The organism is Pseudomonas sp. HR1 (assembly GCF_030175875.1).
Lineage (GTDB): Bacteria > Pseudomonadota > Gammaproteobacteria > Pseudomonadales > Pseudomonadaceae > Chryseomonas > Chryseomonas oryzihabitans.
This window is the reverse complement of sequence record NZ_JASNRF010000003.1, coordinates 772,132-791,251: the sequence shown is the minus strand read 5'-3', so window position 1 is coordinate 791,251 and position 19,120 is coordinate 772,132. Positions and strand designations below refer to the sequence as shown.

At 67.5% G+C, this 19,120-nt stretch carries 19 protein-coding genes; 10 read left to right on the top strand and 9 right to left on the bottom strand.

Annotated features, from left to right (window positions below; all coding sequences use genetic code 11):
- Positions 1–179: 179 nt before the first annotated feature.
- Positions 180–1,421 carry a cytosine deaminase gene (gene codA / locus QKY98_RS15070; protein WP_044341383.1) on the bottom strand — a complete coding sequence of 414 codons (1,242 nt, stop codon included), beginning with the start codon at positions 1,419–1,421 and terminating at the stop codon, positions 180–182.
- Positions 1,422–1,431: 10 nt separating this feature from the next.
- Positions 1,432–2,694, bottom strand: coding sequence for a cytosine permease (gene codB, locus QKY98_RS15065; RefSeq protein ID WP_027602796.1), 1,263 nt, complete (start codon positions 2,692–2,694; stop codon positions 1,432–1,434).
- A 198-nt stretch (positions 2,695–2,892) separates the two neighbouring features.
- Here codB and QKY98_RS15060 point away from each other — a divergent pair, with 198 nt between their 5' ends.
- The 9 genes from QKY98_RS15060 to QKY98_RS15020 all read left to right on the top strand — a co-directional run bounded on the left by QKY98_RS15060 (position 2,893) and on the right by QKY98_RS15020 (position 11,895).
- Complete coding sequence (locus tag QKY98_RS15060; RefSeq protein ID WP_284671164.1) at positions 2,893–3,810, top strand: 3-hydroxyacyl-CoA dehydrogenase family protein; 918 nt, start codon at positions 2,893–2,895, stop codon at positions 3,808–3,810.
- Positions 3,807–5,243: a sigma-54 interaction domain-containing protein gene (locus QKY98_RS15055; RefSeq protein ID WP_284671163.1), complete on the top strand. Its 1,437-nt coding sequence runs from the start codon at positions 3,807–3,809 to the stop codon at positions 5,241–5,243. Before QKY98_RS15060 ends, QKY98_RS15055 begins: the two co-directional genes overlap by 4 nt.
- A gap of 41 nt (positions 5,244–5,284) precedes the next feature.
- Positions 5,285–5,479: a hypothetical protein gene (locus tag QKY98_RS15050; protein WP_144946184.1), complete on the top strand. Its 195-nt coding sequence runs from the start codon at positions 5,285–5,287 to the stop codon at positions 5,477–5,479.
- 123 nt (positions 5,480–5,602) lie between these two features.
- Entirely contained in the window at positions 5,603–6,997 is a 1,395-nt protein-coding gene (locus QKY98_RS15045) for a GntP family permease (protein WP_074584685.1), read from the top strand.
- Between the two features lie 10 nt (positions 6,998–7,007).
- The gene (locus QKY98_RS15040) at positions 7,008–7,760 is read left to right on the top strand and encodes a 3-hydroxybutyrate dehydrogenase (RefSeq protein WP_044341388.1); all 753 of its coding nucleotides are present in this window, start codon (positions 7,008–7,010) and stop codon (positions 7,758–7,760) included.
- Positions 7,761–7,779: 19 nt separating this feature from the next.
- Positions 7,780–8,481, top strand: a complete 702-nt coding sequence (locus QKY98_RS15035) for a CoA transferase subunit A (RefSeq protein WP_007162850.1) — start codon at positions 7,780–7,782, stop codon at positions 8,479–8,481.
- Between the two features lies 1 nt (position 8,482).
- On the top strand, positions 8,483–9,109 hold the full coding sequence (locus tag QKY98_RS15030) for a CoA transferase subunit B (RefSeq protein WP_007162849.1): 627 nt from the start codon (positions 8,483–8,485) through the stop codon (positions 9,107–9,109).
- A gap of 13 nt (positions 9,110–9,122) precedes the next feature.
- Complete coding sequence (locus QKY98_RS15025; protein WP_027602792.1) at positions 9,123–10,304, top strand: acetyl-CoA C-acetyltransferase; 1,182 nt, start codon at positions 9,123–9,125, stop codon at positions 10,302–10,304.
- A gap of 169 nt (positions 10,305–10,473) precedes the next feature.
- On the top strand, positions 10,474–11,895 hold the full coding sequence (locus QKY98_RS15020; protein WP_278388745.1) for a short-chain fatty acid transporter: 1,422 nt from the start codon (positions 10,474–10,476) through the stop codon (positions 11,893–11,895).
- 56 nt (positions 11,896–11,951) lie between these two features.
- Here QKY98_RS15020 and QKY98_RS15015 read toward each other — a convergent pair whose 3' ends face one another.
- The 5 genes from QKY98_RS15015 to QKY98_RS14995 all read right to left on the bottom strand — a co-directional run bounded on the left by QKY98_RS15015 (position 11,952) and on the right by QKY98_RS14995 (position 15,797).
- A complete protein-coding gene (locus QKY98_RS15015) occupies positions 11,952–12,176 on the bottom strand; it encodes a hypothetical protein (protein WP_007159037.1) in 225 nt (74 codons plus the stop codon).
- Between the two features lie 132 nt (positions 12,177–12,308).
- The gene (locus tag QKY98_RS15010) at positions 12,309–13,061 is read right to left on the bottom strand and encodes a TerC family protein (RefSeq protein ID WP_007159038.1); all 753 of its coding nucleotides are present in this window, start codon (positions 13,059–13,061) and stop codon (positions 12,309–12,311) included.
- A gap of 111 nt (positions 13,062–13,172) precedes the next feature.
- Positions 13,173–13,988: a quaternary amine ABC transporter ATP-binding protein gene (locus QKY98_RS15005; protein ID WP_284671162.1), complete on the bottom strand. Its 816-nt coding sequence runs from the start codon at positions 13,986–13,988 to the stop codon at positions 13,173–13,175.
- Positions 13,985–14,836 (bottom strand): ABC transporter permease, encoded by an 852-nt coding sequence (locus QKY98_RS15000; RefSeq protein ID WP_027602790.1) that lies wholly within the window; start codon positions 14,834–14,836, stop codon positions 13,985–13,987. The genes QKY98_RS15005 and QKY98_RS15000 overlap by 4 nt, the downstream gene beginning before the upstream one ends.
- Position 14,837: 1 nt before the next feature.
- A complete protein-coding gene (locus QKY98_RS14995) occupies positions 14,838–15,797 on the bottom strand; it encodes an ABC transporter substrate-binding protein (RefSeq protein ID WP_284671161.1) in 960 nt (319 codons plus the stop codon).
- 284 nt (positions 15,798–16,081) lie between these two features.
- On the opposite strand from QKY98_RS14995, the gene QKY98_RS14990 reads away from it, so the two are divergent.
- A complete protein-coding gene (locus QKY98_RS14990; RefSeq protein WP_077173204.1) occupies positions 16,082–16,918 on the top strand; it encodes an MBL fold metallo-hydrolase in 837 nt (278 codons plus the stop codon).
- A 340-nt stretch (positions 16,919–17,258) separates the two neighbouring features.
- On the opposite strand, the gene QKY98_RS14985 is transcribed toward QKY98_RS14990, so the two are convergent.
- Complete coding sequence (locus QKY98_RS14985) at positions 17,259–18,041, bottom strand: phosphate/phosphite/phosphonate ABC transporter substrate-binding protein (RefSeq protein ID WP_284671160.1); 783 nt, start codon at positions 18,039–18,041, stop codon at positions 17,259–17,261.
- Between the two features lie 46 nt (positions 18,042–18,087).
- On the bottom strand, positions 18,088–19,101 hold the full coding sequence (locus QKY98_RS14980; protein WP_007159045.1) for an ABC transporter substrate-binding protein: 1,014 nt from the start codon (positions 19,099–19,101) through the stop codon (positions 18,088–18,090).
- Positions 19,102–19,120 lie beyond the last annotated feature (19 nt).

The following is a 19,120-nucleotide window of genomic DNA, read 5'->3' as shown; positions in this document are numbered from 1 at the left end:
CCGTAGCGTGGAAAACGGCGCAGCCTTTTCCACAGGGGACCGCGGCATGAGGCGTACCCTCACCCCAGCCCTCTCCCGGAGGGAGAGGGGCTCTGTCCGAGCGATAATCAGATCTTCGCCAGCCCCGAAAATCGCAGGCGACCGGCACAAGCCTGTCCGCATCGGCGGACCGCCACCCGTTACCGATCCGCCAATTCCACCTGTGCCGGGCGGCGCTGCATCAGTACCTTGCCGTTACGGATGGAGTACAGCGGCAGGCCCTGACTGCGGACCATCTCGTAGTCGCTGTCAGCGGAGAGCACCAGCAGGTTGGCCGGTCGCCCCTCCTCCAGGCCGTAGCGATCGCCCAGGCACAGGGCCTTGGCGCTGTTGACCGTGACCAGATCCAGCGCCGATTGCAGGTTGCGATAGCCGAGCATGTGGCAGATGTGCAGCCCCGCTTCCAGCACCCGCAGGATGTTGCCGTTGCCCAGCGGATACCAGGGATCGACGATGGAATCCTGGGCGAAGCAGACGTTGAGGCCGGCCTCCAGCAACTCGTTGACCCGGGTCACGCCGCGGCGCTTGGGAAAGGTGTCGAAGCGGCCCTGCAGGTGGATGCTCTCGGTCGGGCAGGAGATGAAGTTGATGCCGGCGTGGGTCAGCAGGCGGAACAGCTTGGCGCAGTAGGCGTTGTCGTAGGAGCCCATGGCGGTGGTGTGGCTGGCGGTGACCCGCGAACCCATGCCGCGGCTGCGTGCCTCTTCGGCCAGCACCTCGAGAAAGCGCGAGTGGGGATCGTCGGTCTCGTCGCAATGGACGTCCACCAGGCAGCCGGTGCGCTCGGCCAGGTCCATGAGGAATTTCACCGAGCTCACGCCCTGGTCGCGGGTGTATTCGAAGTGCGGGATGCCGCCGACCACATCCGCGCCCAGGCGAATGGATTCCTCCATCAACTCGCGCCCGTTCTTGAAGGACTCGATGCCCTCCTGGGGAAAGGCGACGATTTGCAGGTCGATCAGGTGGCGGGTTTCCTCGCGCACCTCCAGCATGGCCTTGAGTGCGGCCAGCGACGGATCTGTGACGTCGACGTGGGTGCGCACGTGCTGGATGCCGTGAGCGGCCAGGGCGCGGATGGTGCGTGTGGCGCGGGTCTTGGTGTCTTCCTGGGTGATGGTGGCCTTGCGCTCGCCCCAGCACTCGATGCCCTCGAACAGGGTGCCGCTCATGTTCCAGCGCGGCTCGCCGGCGGTCAGGGTGGCGTCGAGGTGGATGTGCGGCTCGACGAAGGGCGGCACTACCAGGTTGCCAGCGGCGTCGATGTCGTCCGGCCCTACCGCAGGCGGCATGAGCTGCTCGGCGATGGCGGCGATGCGTCCGCCTTCGAGGCGGATGTCATACAGGCCTTCGCGGTCACGCAGGCGGGCGTTGAGGATGCGCATGGTCGATCTCCTAGAGCGAAGCGGGGGCGGCGGCACGACGACCGCGACTCAGGCCATTGAACACGCCATAGCCGAGCGCCGCCACCCCGATGCCCACCAGGGGCGCCACCCAGGGCGAACCGAAGGCGGCGATGGTGCCCAGGCCGTAGGCCGCCAGCCCCGGCCAGTTGTAGTGCGGCAGGCGGGCCTCGGCGAGCAGCGGATAGCGCCCGCGATGGCGCAGCCAGAAGTCGGCGACGATCACCCCGCCGATGGGTGGGATCACCGTGCCGAGCAGTACCAGATAGGGCACCAGCAGGTCGTACATGCCCAGCACGGCCAGGGCGGTACCGATCAGGGCGCCGGCAAGGGTCACCGTCTTGCGGCGGCTGGTACGCACCAGATTGCAGCCGGCCACGGCGAAGTTGTAGATGGTGTTGTCCTGGGTGCTCCAGATGTTGAGCAGCAGCATGGCCAGGGCGGCGGTGGCGAAGCCCTGCAGCATCAGCACCTCCACCACGTCCGGCTGCTGGTAGACGATGGCGCCATAGGCGCCGATCAGCACCATCAGGCCGTTGCCGATGAAGAAGCCGATCAGGCTGGCCAGCACCGCCACCCGGGTGGAACGGGCGAAGCGGGTCCAGTTGGTGGCCTGGGTGGCGCCGCTGACGAAGGTGCCGAACACCAGGGTGATGGCGGTGGACAGGTCCAGGCTGGCGCTGGGCTGGATCGCCAGCAGGCCGGCCAGACCGCCGGCCTTGGCGGTGGTCACGCTCATGGACAGGATCAGCAGCAGCGCCATGGCCGGCACGGCGATCCAGGAGAGGATCTCCAGGCCGCGGTAGCCGATGTAGGCGGTGGCGCAGAAGCCCAGGCCGAACACCGCCATCAGCGCCAGCACCGCGCCCTGCTCCAGGCCGAAGTACCTGCCCAGCACCACGGCAGCGGTGGCCGTCCCCCAGGCGTACCAGCCGATCTGGGTGAAGCCGAGGATGAGGTCGCACAGCTTGCTGCCGCGTTCGCCAAAGGCGAAGCGCCCCATCAGCACCGAGTTGAGGCCACTGCGACAGGCGATATGGCCGAGGGCGGCGGCATAGAGACCCAGCAGCAGATTGCCGAGGGCGATCACCCACAGCAGGTCGGTGAAACCGAAGGCCACCCCCAGCTTGCCGCCGGCGAACATGGTGGCGGTGAAGAAGGTGAAGCCCAGCAGCACCATGGCCAGGGAGGCCAGCCCCTTGCGGGCGTGGGGCGGGACTTCGCTCAGGGGATAGTCGTTGCCGGCGTTGCTCATAAGGCATTCCTCGGGATGGGCGTACCTGAGACTTAGCAGTGGCCGTGCCAGGCTTCGCCAAGCGGCATGGCAGAGGCCAGGACGCCCTCGCCGGCCGGTCCCTGGAGCCCGGCTTTGGTGCAAGGCACAGCCCCGTGCCTTGGCCGGGGGCGGTCAAGTGTGAGACGGTTGCCGCGGCCGTCTCACAAGGAAAAGATCATGACCACGCCACGCCTCGCCGTCCTGGGTTCCGGTCTCATGGGCATCGGCATCGCCGTGCACCTGGCGCGCCACGGCCATGCCGTGCAGCTGCAGGACGTCGACCCCGCCCGCCTCGCCGAGGTGGCCGCCACCGCGCGCACCCTGCTCGCCGAGCTGGAAGAAGCCGACATCGCGGTGGACACCGAGGCAGTCATCGCCCGCCTCAGCACCACCACCGAGCTGGCCGATCTCGCCGACTGCGACCTGCTGTTCGAAGCCGTGCCCGAGCGCCTGGAGCTCAAGCATCGCCTCTATGCCCAGCTCGAAGCCATGCTGCGCCCGGACGCCCTGATCGCCAGCAACACCAGCGGCCTGCCACCGGACGAGTTGGCCGCGCACTTGCGTCATCCCGAGCGCCTGCTGATCGCCCACTTCTGGAATCCACCGCACTTCATTCCCCTGGTGGAGCTGGTGCCCGGCACGGCCACCCTGCCCGCCCATCTGGAATCCGTGCGCCTACTGCTGGAAGCCGCGGAACTGGAAGCAGTGGTCCTGCAGCGCGCCATTCCCGGCTTCGTCGGCAATCGCCTGCAATTCGCCCTGCTGCGCGAGGCCCTGCACATCGTGCAGAGCGGCGCGGCGGACGCCGAGACAGTGGACCGGGTGATGCGCGCCTCCCTGGGTCGGCGCTATGCCATGGCCGGGCCGCTGGAAGCGGCGGACATGGGTGGCCTGGATACCTTTCGCGACATCGCCCGGCATCTCTGGCCGACCCTGGCGCGGGACGAGGCGCCGCTACAGCTGCTGGAAGACCAAGTGGCGGCCGGCCGTACCGGCCTGCGCAGCGGCCACGGCTTCCATGAGTGGGACGCGGCGCGGCGCGAGCGCATCGTCCAGCGACGCCTGCACCAGCTGCGCCATGCGCTGAAGCCATGAGCCGCACCCCGCCGGGTCTGCCCGGGCTGGAAGACTACGCCGACATCCGCCAGCGGGCGATCCGCTCGCTGTTCGAGATCATCGAGCAGACCAGCAACGGCACGGTGATCGTCGACCGCGAGGCGCGCATCGTCTGGATCAACCAGAGATACGCCCAGCACTTCGGCCTGCCGGATGCCGCCGCCGCCATCGGTCAGCCGGTGGAACAGATTATTCCCCACAGCCTGCTGCGCGAGGTGGCGCGCAATGGCCAGCCGATCCTGCTGGACATGCTGGAGACCCGCAACGGACCGCTGGTGGTGATGCGCCTGCCGATCCATACCGACGAGGGCGAGCTGATCGGTGCCATCGGTTTCGCCCTGTTCGACCAGTTGCAGCAACTGGCGCCGCTGGTGACCCGCTACCTGCGTATCCAGGAAGAGCTGGCCACCACCCGGCGCTCGCTGCAGCATGCGCGCACCGCCAAGTACGGTTTCGGCCACTTCGTCGGCAGCGGCCCGGTCAGCCTGGAGGTCAAGCGCCGCGCCCGGCGCGCCGCCGCCAGCGAGGCTGCGGTGCTGCTCTTGGGCGAGACCGGCACCGGCAAGGAGTTGCTGGCCCACGCCATTCACGGCGCCTCGCCACGGGCCGGGCGGCCCTTCGTCAGCATCAATGCCGCAGCCATCCCGGAAAGCCTGCTGGAAGCGGAATTCTTCGGCACCGCGCCGGGCGCCTTCACCGGTGCCGAACGGCGCGCCCGCCCGGGCAAGCTGCAGATCGCCCAGGGCGGCACCCTGTTTCTCGACGAGATCGGCGACATGCCCCTGGCCCTGCAGGCCAAGCTGCTGCGGGTGCTGCAGGAAAAGGAGTACGAACCCCTGGGCTCCAACGAGGTGCTGGCCTGCGACGTGCGCATGATCGCCGCCACCTCCCGCGACCTGGAGACCGCCGTGGCCGAGGGACGCTTTCGCGCCGATCTCTATTACCGCCTCAACGTGCTGCCGATCCGCATCCCGCCGCTGCGTGAACGCCTGGACGACCTGGCGCTGCTGGCCGAGGCCATCCTCGACGGGCTGCCGCAGGTGGGCGGACAGTCGACGCCCGACCTCACCGCCGACGGCCTGGCCCTGCTGCAGCGCCAGCCCTGGCCCGGCAATGTGCGCGAGTTGCGCAACGTGCTGGAGCGCGCCGTATTGCTGGGCGACGACAGCCAGCTGGACGCCGCGGCGCTGGCGGAGGCCTTGGGCGTTTCCGCCGAACTGCCAGCCAAGCCTGTGACGAGCGCTACCGGCGAAACCTACGCCGAAGCGCGCCAGCGCTTCGACCGGGAATTGTTCCAGGCGACCCTGGCCGCCTGCGGCGGCAAGGTGGACGAAGCCGCCCGGCGCCTGGGGTTGGGGCGTTCTACGCTATACAAGAAGCTGGTGGCGTTGGGGCTGATGTCTCGAATATGAGACAGATCCATAGATAGAGACAAAGCCTGTAGGAGCGGCCCATGGCCGCGATTGACGATCTATCGCGGCCATGGGCCGCTCCTACCGAGTCATGCGCAGGCTGGGTGGAGAAGGCTTTATCGTCGAAGCCCAACATGGCCGGCGTCGAGCTGTTGCTGGGCTTCGCTGCGCTCAGCCCAACCTACGGTGTCCAGATTTTGAGACAAAATGGCGGTAATTGGCAGCGATCAAAATAAAAATCCATACAAAACAATAACCTATGAATCTGGCACGGTTCTGGCTCCTGCCTTCGGGCGATCTCTGCATCGCCCTATAACAACAAGAACCGCTTCGCCCCAGGCGAAGCTCTAGGAGAAGCCATGAGTGTCCTGATCGCACTCGCCGCCCTGGCGCTGCTGATGTTCGCGGCCTACCGGGGTTTCAGTGTCATCCTCTTCGCCCCTCTCGCCGCCCTCGGCGCCGTGCTGCTCACCGACCCGTCCGCCGTGGCGCCCGCCTTCACCGGGGTGTTCATGGACAAGATGGTGGGCTTTCTCAAACTCTATTTCCCGGTGTTCATGCTGGGCGCCCTGTTCGGCAAGCTGATCGAGCTGTCGGGCTTTTCCCGCGCCATCGTCGCCGCGGCCATTCGTCTGCTCGGTCGCGAGCGGGCCATCCCGGTGATCGTCGCGGTCTGCGCCCTGCTCACCTATGGCGGCGTCTCGCTGTTCGTGGTGGTCTTCGCCGTCTATCCCTTCGCCGCGGAGATGTTTCGCCAGAGCGACATCCCCAAGCGGCTGATCCCGGCGACCATCGCCCTGGGCGCCTTCTCCTTCACCATGGACGCCCTGCCCGGCACGCCGCAGATCCAGAACATCATCCCCACCAGCTTCTTCCAGACCACCGCCTGGGCCGCGCCCTGGCTGGGCCTGGCCGGATCGCTGTTCGTCATCGCCGTGGGCCTGGCCTACCTCGGCAGCGCTCGCCGCAAGGCGCGCAACAGTGGCGAAGGCTATGCCAGCGTACCGCTGCGCAACGAACCCGAGACCGCTGCCGACCTGCCGCTGCCCAATCCCTGGCTGGCCCTGGCGCCGCTGGTGCTGGTGGGCGTGCTCAACCTCTTGCTGACCCGCTGGATTCCCGACTGGTACGGCGCCACCCATAACCTGGCCCTGCCCGGCATGGCCAAACCGGTGACCCAGGAAGTCGCCAAGCTGACCGGCATCTGGGCGGTGGAAGGCGCGCTGCTGGCGGGCATCCTGCTGGTGCTGGCGACCGGCTTCGGCGCCATCCGTGGACGCCTGGCGGAAGGCAGCAAGACCGCCGTCTCCGGTGCCCTGCTGGCCGGGATGAACACGGCCTCGGAATACGGCTTCGGCGCGGTGATCGCCGCCCTGCCCGGCTTCGTGCTGTTCGCCCAGGGCCTCAAGGCCATCCCCGATCCGCTGATCAACGAAGCCGTCAGCGTGACCCTGCTGGCCGGCATCACCGGCTCGGCGTCCGGTGGCATGAGCATCGCCCTGGCCGCCATGAGCGACACCTTCATCGCCGCCGCCAACGCGGCCGGCATCCCCCTGGAGGTGCTGCACCGGGTGGCGGCCATGGCCAGCGGCGGCATGGACACCCTGCCGCACAACGGCGCGGTCATCACCCTGCTGGCGGTGACCGGCCTGACCCACCGCGAAGCCTATGGCGGCGTGTTCAAGATCACCCTGATCAAGACCGTGGCGGTGTTCTTCGTCATCGCCCTCTACTACCTGACCGGCCTCGTCTAAGGAGACAGCCATGGACCTCACCGGCAAGACCGCCCTGGTCACCGGCTCCACCAGCGGCATCGGCCTGGGCATCGCCCAGCGCCTGGCCGCCGCTGGCGCCACCCTCATCCTCAACGGCTTCGGCGATCCCGCTGCGGCCCAGGCCAGCCTGCCCGGCCGCAGCGGCTTCCACGGCGCCGACCTGTCCAGGCCGGAGGAGATCGAAGAGCTCTTCGCCTACGCCCAGCGCGACTTCGGCGGCGTGGACATCCTGGTCAACAACGCCGGCATCCAGCACGTGGCGCCGGTGGAAGACTTTCCGGTGGAGCGCTGGGACGCGGTGATCGCGCTCAATCTCTCGGCGGTGTTCCACACCACCCGCCTGGCGCTGCCGGGCATGCGCGCGCGCGACTGGGGGCGCATCATCAACATCTCTTCGGTGCATGGCCTGGTGGCCTCCACCGGCAAGGCCGCCTATGTGGCCGCCAAGCATGGCGTGGTGGGCCTGACCAAGGTCACCGCCCTGGAGACCGCGCGCACCGGCATCACCTGTAACGCGCTCTGCCCGGGTTTCGTGCTCACCCCGCTGATCCAGCAGCAGCTGGACAGCCGCGGCAGTGATCCGGACCAGGCCCGTCGCGACCTGCTTAGCGAGAAGCAGCCGTCGCAGGAATTCGTCACCACCGACCAGTTGGGCGAACTGGCGCTGTTCCTGTGCAGCCAGGCCGCTGCTCAGGTACGGGGCGCCGCCTGGACCATGGACGGCGGCTGGACCGCCCAATAACGACAAGAGGATCTCCATAATGAACAAGCTCTATCCCAACGCCGCGGCCGCCCTAGACGGGCTGGTCAGTGACGGCATCACCCTGGCCGTGGGCGGCTTCGGCCTCTGCGGCATCCCCGAGGCGCTGATCGCCGCCCTGAGAGACACCGGCGCCCGCGAACTGACCGCCATCAGCAACAACGCCGGGGTGGACGGCTTCGGCCTCGGCCAGCTGCTGGAGACCCGGCAGATCCGCAAGATGATTTCCTCCTACGTCGGCGAGAACAAGGAATTCGAGCGCCAGTACCTGGCCGGCGAACTGGAGCTGGAATTCACCCCCCAGGGCACCCTGGCCGAGAAGCTGCGCGCCGGTGGCGCGGGCATCCCGGCGTTCTATACCCGCACCGGCTACGGCACCCTGGTGGCCGAGGGCAAGGAGGTCCGCGACTTCAATGGCCAGCCCCATGTCATGGAGCTGGCGCTGACCGCCGACGTGGCTCTGGTCAAGGCGCAGCGCGCCGACAAGGCCGGCAATCTGGTCTTCAACAAGACCGCGCGCAACTTCAATCCGCTGTGCGCCATGGCCGGTCGCGTCTGCGTGGCCGAGGTGGAAGAGCTGGTGGAGGTCGGCGAGCTGGATCCCGACCAGATCCACCTGCCCGGCATCTTCGTGCAGCGCCTGGTGGTCAACGCCAGCCCCGAGAAACGTATCGAGAAACGCACCCTGAGCGAGGAGAAGTAAGATGGCCTGGACCCGCGAACAGATGGCGCAACGCGCCGCCCGGGAGCTGCAGGACGGCTTCTACGTCAACCTCGGCATCGGCTTGCCGACCCTCGTCGCCAACTATATCCCCGCCGGCATGGACGTCTGGCTGCAGTCGGAAAACGGCCTGCTCGGCATCGGCCCCTTTCCCACCGCCGAGACGGTCGATCCGGACCTGATCAACGCCGGCAAGCAGACCGTCACCGCCCTGCCCGGCAGCAGCTATTTCGACAGCGCCGCGAGCTTCGGCATGATCCGCGGCGGCCACGTGAACCTCGCCATCCTCGGCGCCATGCAGGTGTCGGAACAAGGCGACCTGGCCAACTGGATGATCCCCGGCAAGATGGTCAAGGGCATGGGCGGCGCCATGGACCTGGTAGCCGGCGTGCAGCGCGTGGTGGTGCTGATGGAGCACACCGCCAAGGGCGCCCACAAGATCCTGCCAGCCTGCGACCTGCCGCTGACCGGGGTCGGCGTGGTCGACCTGATCATCACCGACCTGGCCGTGCTGGAGGTGACCGAAGGCGGCCTCAAGCTGGTGGAACTGGCCGAAGGCGTGAGCCTCGATGAACTGCGCGCCGCCACCGGCGCCCCCATCCAGGCCTGAGGAGACCCCAGCCATGCAAGACGTCGTCATCGTCGCCGCCACCCGCACCGCGGTCGGCAGTTTCCAGGGCTCCCTGGCCAACGTACCCGCGGTGGAGCTCGGCGCCACCGTCATCCGCGCCCTGCTGGCGCAGACCGGTGTGGCACCGGCCGAGGTGGATGAAGTCATCCTCGGTCAAGTGCTCACCGCCGGCGCCGGCCAGAATCCCGCCCGCCAGGCGGCGGTCAAGGCCGGCCTACCCCACGAGGTGCCGGCCCTGACCCTCAACAAGGTCTGTGGCTCCGGCCTCAAGGCGGTGCAACTGGCCGTCCAGGCGATCCGTTGCGGCGACGCCGATATCGTCATCGCCGGTGGCATGGAGAACATGAGCCTTGCGCCCTATGTGCTGCCCAAGGTGCGCAGCGGCCTGCGCCTGGGGCATGCCGAGCTGGTCGACTCAATGATCAGCGATGGGCTGTGGGATGCCTTCAACGACTACCACATGGGCCAAACCGCGGAGAATCTGGTGCAGCAGTACCAGATCAGCCGCGAGGCCCAGGATGCCTTCGCTGCCCGCTCCCAGCAGCGCGCCGCGGCGGCGGTGGAATCCGGGCGTTTCCGCGAGGAGATCACCCCGGTGGCCATCCCCCAGCGCAAGGGCGAGCCGCTGCTGTTCGACACCGACGAAGGCATCCGCGCCGACACCACCGCCGAGGGCCTGGCCCGCCTGCGGCCGGCCTTCGCCAAGGACGGCAGCGTCACCGCCGGCAACGCCTCCAGCCTCAACGACGGCGCCGCCGCGGTGCTGGCAATGAGCGCGACCAGGGCCGAGGCGTTGGGCCTGACGCCGCTGGCCCATATCGCCGCCTATGCCAGCGCCGGGGTCGACCCGGCGATCATGGGCATCGGCCCGGTCTCGGCCACCCGCAAGACCCTGGAAAAGGCCGGCTGGCAACTGGCCGACTTGGACCTGATCGAGGCCAACGAAGCCTTCGCCGCCCAGGCCCTGGCCGTGGGTCAGGAGCTGGGTTGGGATGACGAGAAGGTCAACGTCAACGGCGGCGCCATCGCCCTGGGCCACCCCATCGGCGCCTCGGGGTGCCGGGTGCTGGTGACGCTGCTGCACGAATTGCGGCGGCGCGAGGGCCGGCGTGGCCTGGCGACCCTGTGTATCGGCGGTGGTCAGGGCGTGGCCCTGGCGGTGGAGCGGCGCTAGTCCCTATCGCGGCCGTGGGCCGCTCCTACAGATACGGACACACTGTAGGAGCGGCCGCATCGGCGGACCGCCATGGCCGCGATATGACCCCAACCGCGTGGAAAAGGCTGCGCCGTTTTCCACGCTACGCCTGATGTTCCCCTGAAAAACAACAACAAAAGGATCTCCCATGAGTTCAACCCCCTCCCGCGATTCGCGCAGCGCGCGGTTCGCCCTGGCCTGTTCCAACTGGGCCGAGCGCTGGTTTCCCGATTCCTGGGTGTTCGCCGTGCTCGCCGTGGCCGTGGTGGCCCTGGCCGCCCTGGGCATGGGCGCGCCGGCGGCCAAGACCGCCAAGGCCTTTGGCGACGGTTTCTGGAGCCTGATTCCCTTCACCATGCAGATGGCCTTCGTGGTCATCGGCGGCTATGTGGTGGCCAGTTCCGGTCCGGCCGGGCGCCTGATCGAGCGTCTGGCGCGGGTGCCCCGTACCGGACGCGGCGCGGTGTGCTGGGTGGCCCTGGTGGCCATGCTCGCCTCCCTGCTCAACTGGGGCCTGAGCCTGGTGTTCGGCGGCCTGCTGGTGCGCGCCCTGGCCCGCCGCGAAGAACTCAAGATGGACTATCGCGCCGCCGGCGCCGCGGCCTACCTGGGCCTGGGCGCGGTCTGGGCGCTGGGGCTGTCGTCGTCGGCGGCGCAGCTGCAGGCCAATCCGGCCAGCCTGCCGCCCTCGATCCTCGCCATCACCGGGGTGATTCCCTTCAGCCAGACGCTGTTCCTCTGGCAATCCGGCGCCCTGCTGCTGGTGTTGCTGGTGGTCTCGGCGGTGATCGCCTATGTCACCGCGCCCGGGCCGGACAGCGCACGCGATGCCCGTGCCTGTGGCGTCGATGTCACCCCGGCGCCCAAGCCGGCCGCTACGCCGACCCGCCCAGGAGAATGGCTGGAATACAGTCCGATCCTGATCGTGCTGCTGGTGCTCCTGGCCGCTGGTTGGTTGATCCAGGAATTCTCCAGCAAACCAGCCATCGAGGCCATCTCCGGGCTGAACACCTACAACCTGCTGTTCATCTCCCTGGGCGCCCTGCTGCACTGGCGGCCGCGGCATTTCCTCGACGCCGTGGCCCGCGCCGTGCCGGCCACCACCGGAGTGCTGATCCAGTTTCCGCTGTACGGCTCCATCGCTGCCATCCTGACCAAGGTCAATGGCGCCGATGGCCAGACTCTGGCGCACCATATCGCGGCATTTTTCACCCAGATCGCCACCCACGACACCTTCGCCCTGCTGATGGGCGTCTACTCGGCGCTGTTGGGATTCTTCATCCCCTCGGGCGGGGGCAAGTGGATCATCGAGGCGCCCTACGTCATGCAGGTGGCCAACGACCTGCAGTACCACCTGGGCTGGGCCGTGCAGATCTACAACGCCGCCGAGGCACTGCCGAATCTGATCAATCCCTTCTATATGCTGCCGCTGCTGGGCGTGCTGGGGCTGAAGGCGCGCGACCTGGTCGGCTTTTCCTTCGTGCAGCTGCTGGTCCATGCACCCCTGGTGCTGGTGCTGCTATGGCTGTTGGGGGGAACGTTGGCCTATCTGCCGCCGGTACACCCGTAGCTCGGGTGGGGCGCAGACGGTAAAGCGGGAGGGGTGGAGCGGGAGCCGGCTGAATCTCAGCCGGCGATGGCCAGGCGGGTGCTGTCGATGATGGCCTGCAGGCGGCTCGGGTTGCTGTATTCGTCGCGGTAGATCCGGCGGGTGTGCTTGGCCACGCCATGCTCGTTGACGACGATGAAGGAAAAACCACGCTTGCTGGGCGCGTCGATGACGCAGCTCATCGGCGCGAAAGCGGCGCTGAGGGCATGCATGGCGTTCTGGGCTTGGGCTTGTATGTTCATGACTTCAGTTGTAAACCTCACGTGTGACGCTGCTATGACAAAGGTCTTGACCGATAGTGCCTAGACTTGCCAGTTATTGTTAGCAATAGGCGTGCCGGAATGTAACAAGGCCTTTTCCGACACGCCCTGCCCTCACTTGCCGGCAGCCTGCTGGCGACGCTTGGCTCGCCGCGACAGCATGTTCAGGCCCTCGATCAGCGCCGAGAAGGCCATGGCCGCGTAGATGTAGCCCTTGGGCACATGGGCGCCGAAACCTTCGGCGATCAGCGTCATGCCGATCATGATCAGGAAGCCCAGCGCCAGCATCACGACGGTGGGGTTGTCGTTGATGAACCTGGCCAGGGGGTCGGCCGCCAGCAACATGACGGTCACCGCCACCACCACCGCGATCACCATCACCGGCAGGTGCTCGGTCATGCCGACGGCGGTGATGATGCTGTCCACCGAGAACACCAGGTCCAGCAGGAGGATCTGCACGATGGCCGAACCGAAGGCCAGGGTCGCCGTCTCGCCGCCCTTGCTCAGGGCGCTGTCGGGCTCGGGATCGACGTTGTGGTGGATCTCCTTGGTCGCCTTCCACAGCAGGAACAGGCCACCGGCGATCAGGATCAGGTCCTTCCAGGAAAAGCTCTTGCCGAACACCTCGATGATGGGCTCGGTGAGCTGGACGATCCAGGCCACGGTACCGAGCAGACCAAGGCGCAGGATCAGCGCCAGGCTGATGCCGATGCGGCGGCCCTTCTGCTGTTGGTGCGCGGGCAGCTTGTTGGTCAGGATGGAGATGAAGATGAGGTTGTCGATGCCCAGCACCACTTCCATCACGATCAAGGTGGCGAGAGCAGCCCAGACGGTCGGGTCGGCGGCGAGTTGTAGCAGATAGTCCATTGCGGCGCGGTTCCAGTGGGAAGAGAAAGGCCTGACAGGGTCAGGCCGCAGGTCTCACCATCAGAGCCTCGCATCTGTGAAATGCTCGTGAAGGCCTCTGCCGCAATTGTTTCAAACTGTCGCAGCGGTACGCCGCTGAACGAAGCGCGCCACATAGTCGTCGGCCGGCTGGCCGAGGATGTCCGCCGGGGTGCCCACCTGCACCAGCCGACCGTCACGCAGGATGGCGATGCGATTGCCCAGGCGCAGGGCCTCGTCCAGGTCATGGGTGATGAAGACGATGGTCTTGTGCAGGCGCTGTTGCAGCTCCAGCAGTTGCTCCTGCATCTCGGCGCGGATCAGTGGATCGAGGGCGGGAAAGGCCTCGTCCATCAGGATGATCTCGGTATCGGCCGCCAGGGCGCGGGCAAGGCCGACGCGCTGGCGCATGCCGCCGGAGAGCTGGTGCGGCCATTTGCGCTCGTAGCCGGCCAGACCCACCACCTCCAGCCAGTGCAGCGCCCGTTCGCGGCAGACCGCCTTGGGCTCGCCGCGCACCTTGAGACCGTAGGCGACGTTGTCCAGCACTCGCCGATGGGGCAGCAGGCCGAAGCTCTGGAACACCATGCTGATGCGCTGGCGGCGCAATTCGCGCAGCGCCGGCAGCGGCAGCTGGAGGATGTCCTGGCCATCGATGAGGATGCGCCCGCTGCTGGGATCGATCAGCCGGTTGAGGTGGCGCACCAAGGTCGATTTGCCGGAACCGGAAAGGCCCATGATGACGAAGATCTCGCCCTCGGCGATCTCCAGGGAGAGATCGTCCACCCCCACCACGCAACCGGTGCGGGCGAGGATCTCGGCCTTGTCGTGCCCCTCGCGCAGCAGCGCCAGGGCCGCCTGTTCGCGCTTGCCGAAAATCTTGGAGACCCGCTCGACGACGATCTTCATCGCTCCACCTCATGGCGCTGGCGGCCATAGGCCTGGGTGATGCGGTCGATGACCACGGCGAGGATGACGATGGCCAGGCCCGCCTGCAGGCCCTTGCCCACGTCCAGGGTCTGGATGCCCACCAGCACCTCTTCACCGAGGCCGCGGGCGCCGATCATGGAGGCGATCACCACCATGGACAGCGCCATCATGGTGGTCTGGTTGATGCCGGCCATGATGCTCGGCAGCGCCAGCGGCAGCTGCACGCCGAACAGCTGCTGCCAGCGACTGGCGCCAAAGGCGTTGACCGCTTCCATGACCTCGCGATCGACCTGGCGGATGCCCAGATCGGTGAGGCGGATCAGCGGTGGCGCGGCGTAGATCACCGTGGCGAAGATCGCCGGCACCTTGCCCAGGCCGAACAGCATCAGTACCGGGATCAGGTACACGAAGCTGGGCATGGTCTGCATGATGTCCAAGAGCGGCATCAGCACTAGGCGCAGGCGGGCGCTGCGGGCGCAGAGGATGCCCAGGGGCACACCGATGATGACCGCGATGGCGGTGGCCACCAGCACCAGGGCCAGGGTCTGCATCAGCTTGTCCCACAGCCCCAGGGCGCCGACCAGAAACAACAGGCCGGTGATCAGTAGCGTCGGCACCACCCGGCGGGTGGCGTGGGCGGCCAGGGCCGCGACGATCAGCAACAGCGCCCACCAGGGGGTGCCGCGCAGCAGGCCCTCGAGCCAGACGATGGCCTGCAGCAGGGTGTCGGAGATGGTTCGGAAGACGTCGCCGTAGCGCGTCACCAGCCAGTCGACGCCACGATTGACGGCGTCGGCGAAGGAAAAGGTCAGGCCTTCGGGAAACATCCTAGAGCGCCGCCTGGATCTTGCTGCGCGCCGCGGCGTCGGTCACCCAGGCCTGCCAGAGTTCCGGATGGGCCTTGAGCAGCGCCTTGGCGGCGGCGGGGGCGTCCTGCTTGGTTTCGGCCTGCTCGGCCAGGGTGCGGTTGAGCAGTTCGATGGGCACATTGACCCGACTCAGCACGGCCACCAGTTCGGGGGCGCCATCGTGGAAAGGCTTGGACAGGCCTGCCTGCACCTGGATGCGCTTGGCTTCGCCGTCGCGCGGCTTGAGCTGGACCATGTCGACCCGACCCAGCAGGGGCGTTGGCGACCAGTAGTAGGTGAGGATCGGCTGCTTGCGCTTGGTGGCCGAGACGATGGCCGCATCCAGCGCCGGACCGGTGCCGGGGCGGAAGTTGGTGTACTTGTCGCTCAGGCCGTAGCTCTGCAGCATCTGGGTGTTTTCCAGTTCGCAGGTCCAGCCGGCGGGGCAGTTGTAGAAGCGGCCCTTGCCCGGCTCTTCCGGATCGCGGAACAGCTCCGCGTACTGGCCCAGGTCGGCGATGTTCTTCAGCTTGGGCGCCTTGGCGCCCTCGCCTTCCACCAGATAGCGCGGCACGTACCAGCCTTCGGTGGCGCCTTCGATGGGCGCGCCCACGCCGACCACCTTGCCGGCCGCGGCGGCCTTGTTCCAGGCCTCGCTGCGGCCGATCCACTCCTCGGCGAACACCTGGATGTCGTTGTTGCCCAGGGCCTGCTCCAGGGTGATGGAGTTGCCCGGGATGCTATCCACCTTGCAGTCGTAGCCGTGCTGCAGGACGAAGCCCATCAGTTCGGTGAGCAGCATGCCGCTCTCCCAGTTCACCCCGGCGAACTTGACCGGCTTGCTGGCGCACCAGCTGTCGGCCTGGGCGGTACCGGCGGCGAGCAGGCCAAGGGAAAGGCCGGCGGCCAGGAGGGAACGGCGGGGAAAGGCTGTGGGCATAGGTGGCTCCGTCTGCACTGGGAGGGCCAGGGCGGCAGAGCCGGTCCGCTGGCGATCCTATCTTGGTCAGCGCCAACGGCTCAGGGTTCAGCCAGAGGCCCTGGCACTGCCCTTACCCGCCTCGGCGGCGCTGAATCCGGGAGCGTGCTCCGGTCGATCGATCGTCGCCACCCGGGTCCGTCGATCTCTCTTCACTGGCTGCGACACCCGCGCGAATGGCCGCTGCGCTCGAACTTTGCCCACGCGCGCCTCTTCTACCGGAGGTCACCTTCGCGGAGCCGAGCATGCGTATCCATCACCTAAACTGCGGCTGCATGTGCCCCCTGGGCGGGGCGCTGTACGACGGCTTCAGCCGCGGACTCGCCGCCCACCTCGCCTGTCACTGCCTGCTGGTGGAAACCGACCGGGACGGCCTGGTGCTGGTGGATACCGGCTTTGGCGAAGCCGATCTCCGGGAGCGCGGCCGGCGCCTGAGTCCCTTCTTCCGGCTGATGAATCGCATCCAGTACGATCCCGAACTCAGCGCCCTGGCGCAGCTCCGCCGCCTGGGTTTTCGTCCGGGCGATGTCCGCCATATCGTGCTGACCCATCTGGATTTCGACCACGCCGGCGGCCTGGACGACTTTCCCCAGGCCCAGGTCCATGTGCTGCAGCGGGAGTGGGATGCGCAGCGCCAGCGCCACGGCTTCATCGGTCGGCGCCGCTACAGTCCGGCGCAGTGGCAAGGCATCCGCCATTGGCATTTCCACGAGCCCCGGGGCGAGGCCTGGCACGGCTTCGCCAGCGTGCGAGACCTGCCTGGCCTGCCGCCGGAAATCCTGATGATCCCCCTGCCCGGCCACACCCCGGGCCATGCCGGCATCGCCGTCCAGCACGACGGGGGCTGGTTGCTGCACGCCGGCGACGCCTATTTCTACCGCGACGAGATGCGCCAGCCCGAACGCCACTGCACGCCGGGGCTGAGGTTCTACCAGCGACTGATGGAAGCCGACCGCGCCAGCCGCCTGGACAACCAGGCCCGCCTGCGCGAACTTTCCCTGCGCCAGGACTTGGGGCTGACGCTGTTCTGCAGTCATGATCTGGTGGAGTTCAAGCGGTTGCAGGAGGGTGAGCGGGTTTAGATTGCATGCGTACGGGGCTGACTGCGGTACAAGCACCCAATCGCGGCCATGGCGGTCCGCCGATGCGACCGCTCCTACAGTTCAGATTGGATGCAGGAGCGAATGTCTTGGCGTTTTAGGGGTACATCAGGTGTAGAACCGTAGCGTGGAAAACGGCGCAGCCTTTTCCGCTGGGGACTTCGTGGCGAGGGACGCCCTCACCCCAACCCTCTCCCAAGGGGAGAGGGAGTCATCCGTGCAGACGCTCATCGCCACTAGCCCCCGCAGGATCGCGGTCGGCCGACGTGCCTGCGTCCGCAGGAGCGGCCGCATTGGCGGACCACTATGGCCGCGACAGGTCTTAAGCAATCACTGGATAACCCTGCTCCACCGCTTCTCGCCGCCAGTCCAGCAGCGGTAGATAGGTCGTCTCGTCCACCGCCGTGACACCCTTGATGGCCAGGATGTCGGCCAGGGCAGGATCGGCGGCCAGGCTGTCGTTCAGGGCGGCGCGCAGGGCTTCCACGTCCGCATCCGAACGACTGGCGGCGGTGATGAAGGGCAGCGTCGGACTGGGGCGGGTGCGTTGCAGCAGGCGCAGACCGGCGACCCGCTCAGGTTGGGCGCGCTGCAGATAGCCGTAGGTCACGGCATCCACCGAGGCCACATCGGCATGACCCTGCTGCAACAGCGCCAGGCTGTTGGCATGGCTCTCGCTGACGATCATCTCGCCAAAGAAGCGGGCCCGCTCCGCCAGGGGCGCCACGGCGTGGCGCAGCAGATTCATGCCGGTGTTGGAATCCAGGCCGTTGAGCGCCACGCGCTTGCCGCGCAGATCGGCCAGGCTGGTCGCCTCCAGCGTCTCGGGCACCAGGATGAAGGCGCAGTGCTCGGCCGCCTGGCAGCCCGCGAAGCGATAGCGCGGCGCCGCCACCAGGCGCACCTGGCCGCGCAAGCGGGTGGCCCAGGGATAGCCGCAGGTCTGCGCCAGCAGCAGCTCGGGATGCGTCCAGAGCGTCGACAGCTCCTCGGGCGCGGGGTCGAGCGTCTCGTCCAGGCGCAGCGCCACGGCTTCGGCCAGCTGGCGATAGGCGTCGCGCACCTCGGCAGGCTCGACGTACATGGTAAGGGCGGCGACGGTCATGGGCGGCTCCAGCACGGAAAACCGCCATTATCCCCTATCACCGCACTCAGAGCGCCGCCTTTACCCGTTCGGCGTTTTCCGCCGGCAGCCAGGTCGTCCAGACCTCCGGATGCTCCTTGAGGAAACGCTTGGCCACCACCTGGGCGTCTTCGCGTTTCTCGGCCATGCCGGCGAGGATGCCGTTGAACTGGTCGAGGGGGAATTCGACCTTCTCGAACAGCGCCACCAGGGCCGGTGCCTTGTCGTGCAGGTCGCGGGAGACGCCGATGGTGATCTTGGCCGGCAGCGAGCGCGACGGCAGCGGATCGGGATTCTTCGGATCCGACAGGGTCTCCCAGGCCTTCTCGCTGAAGGGTGGCTCTTCCAGCTGGACCAGCTTGTAGCGGCCCATCAGCGGGGTCGGCGACCAATAGTAGAAGAGCACCGGCTCGCCACGGCGCATGGCGGTGGCGATGGCCGCGTCCAGCGCGGGACCGGTACCGGTGCGGAAGTTGGTGTAGCTGTCGGTCAGCTTGTAGGCCTTGAGCTTCTGGCTGTTGACGATCTCGCAGGTCCAGCCGGTGGGGCAGTTGAGGAAGCGGCCCTTGCCGGGCTCTTCCGGATCGCGGAACAGCTCCTTGTAGCGCGGCAGATCGGCGACGCTCTTGAGGTCCGGCGCCTTGGCCTGGATGCCACGCGCGGGATCGCCCTTGACCAGGTATTCCGGTACCCACCAGCCTTCGGTGGCGCCCTTGACCGTCTCGCCGACGGCAAAGACCTTGCCGGCCTTTTCCGCCGCGCGCCAGGCCGGACTGCGCCCGGCCCACTGCTCGCCAGTGACCTGGATGTCGTTTTGCGCCAGGGCGTTTTCCAGGGTCACGGTGTTGCCCGGCACGCTGTCGGTCTGGCAGCCATAACCCTTTTCCACCAGCAGGCGCAGCACCTCGGTGGTGAACATGCCGCTCTCCCAGTTGGGGCCGGCGAACTTCACCGTCTGCGGATAGGGACAGCCGCCGTCGGCGGCAAAGGCCAGCGGGGTGATGGCAAGGCTGGCGAGGGTCAGGGCGAGACGCAGGCGCATGGGCTAACTCTCCGACGAG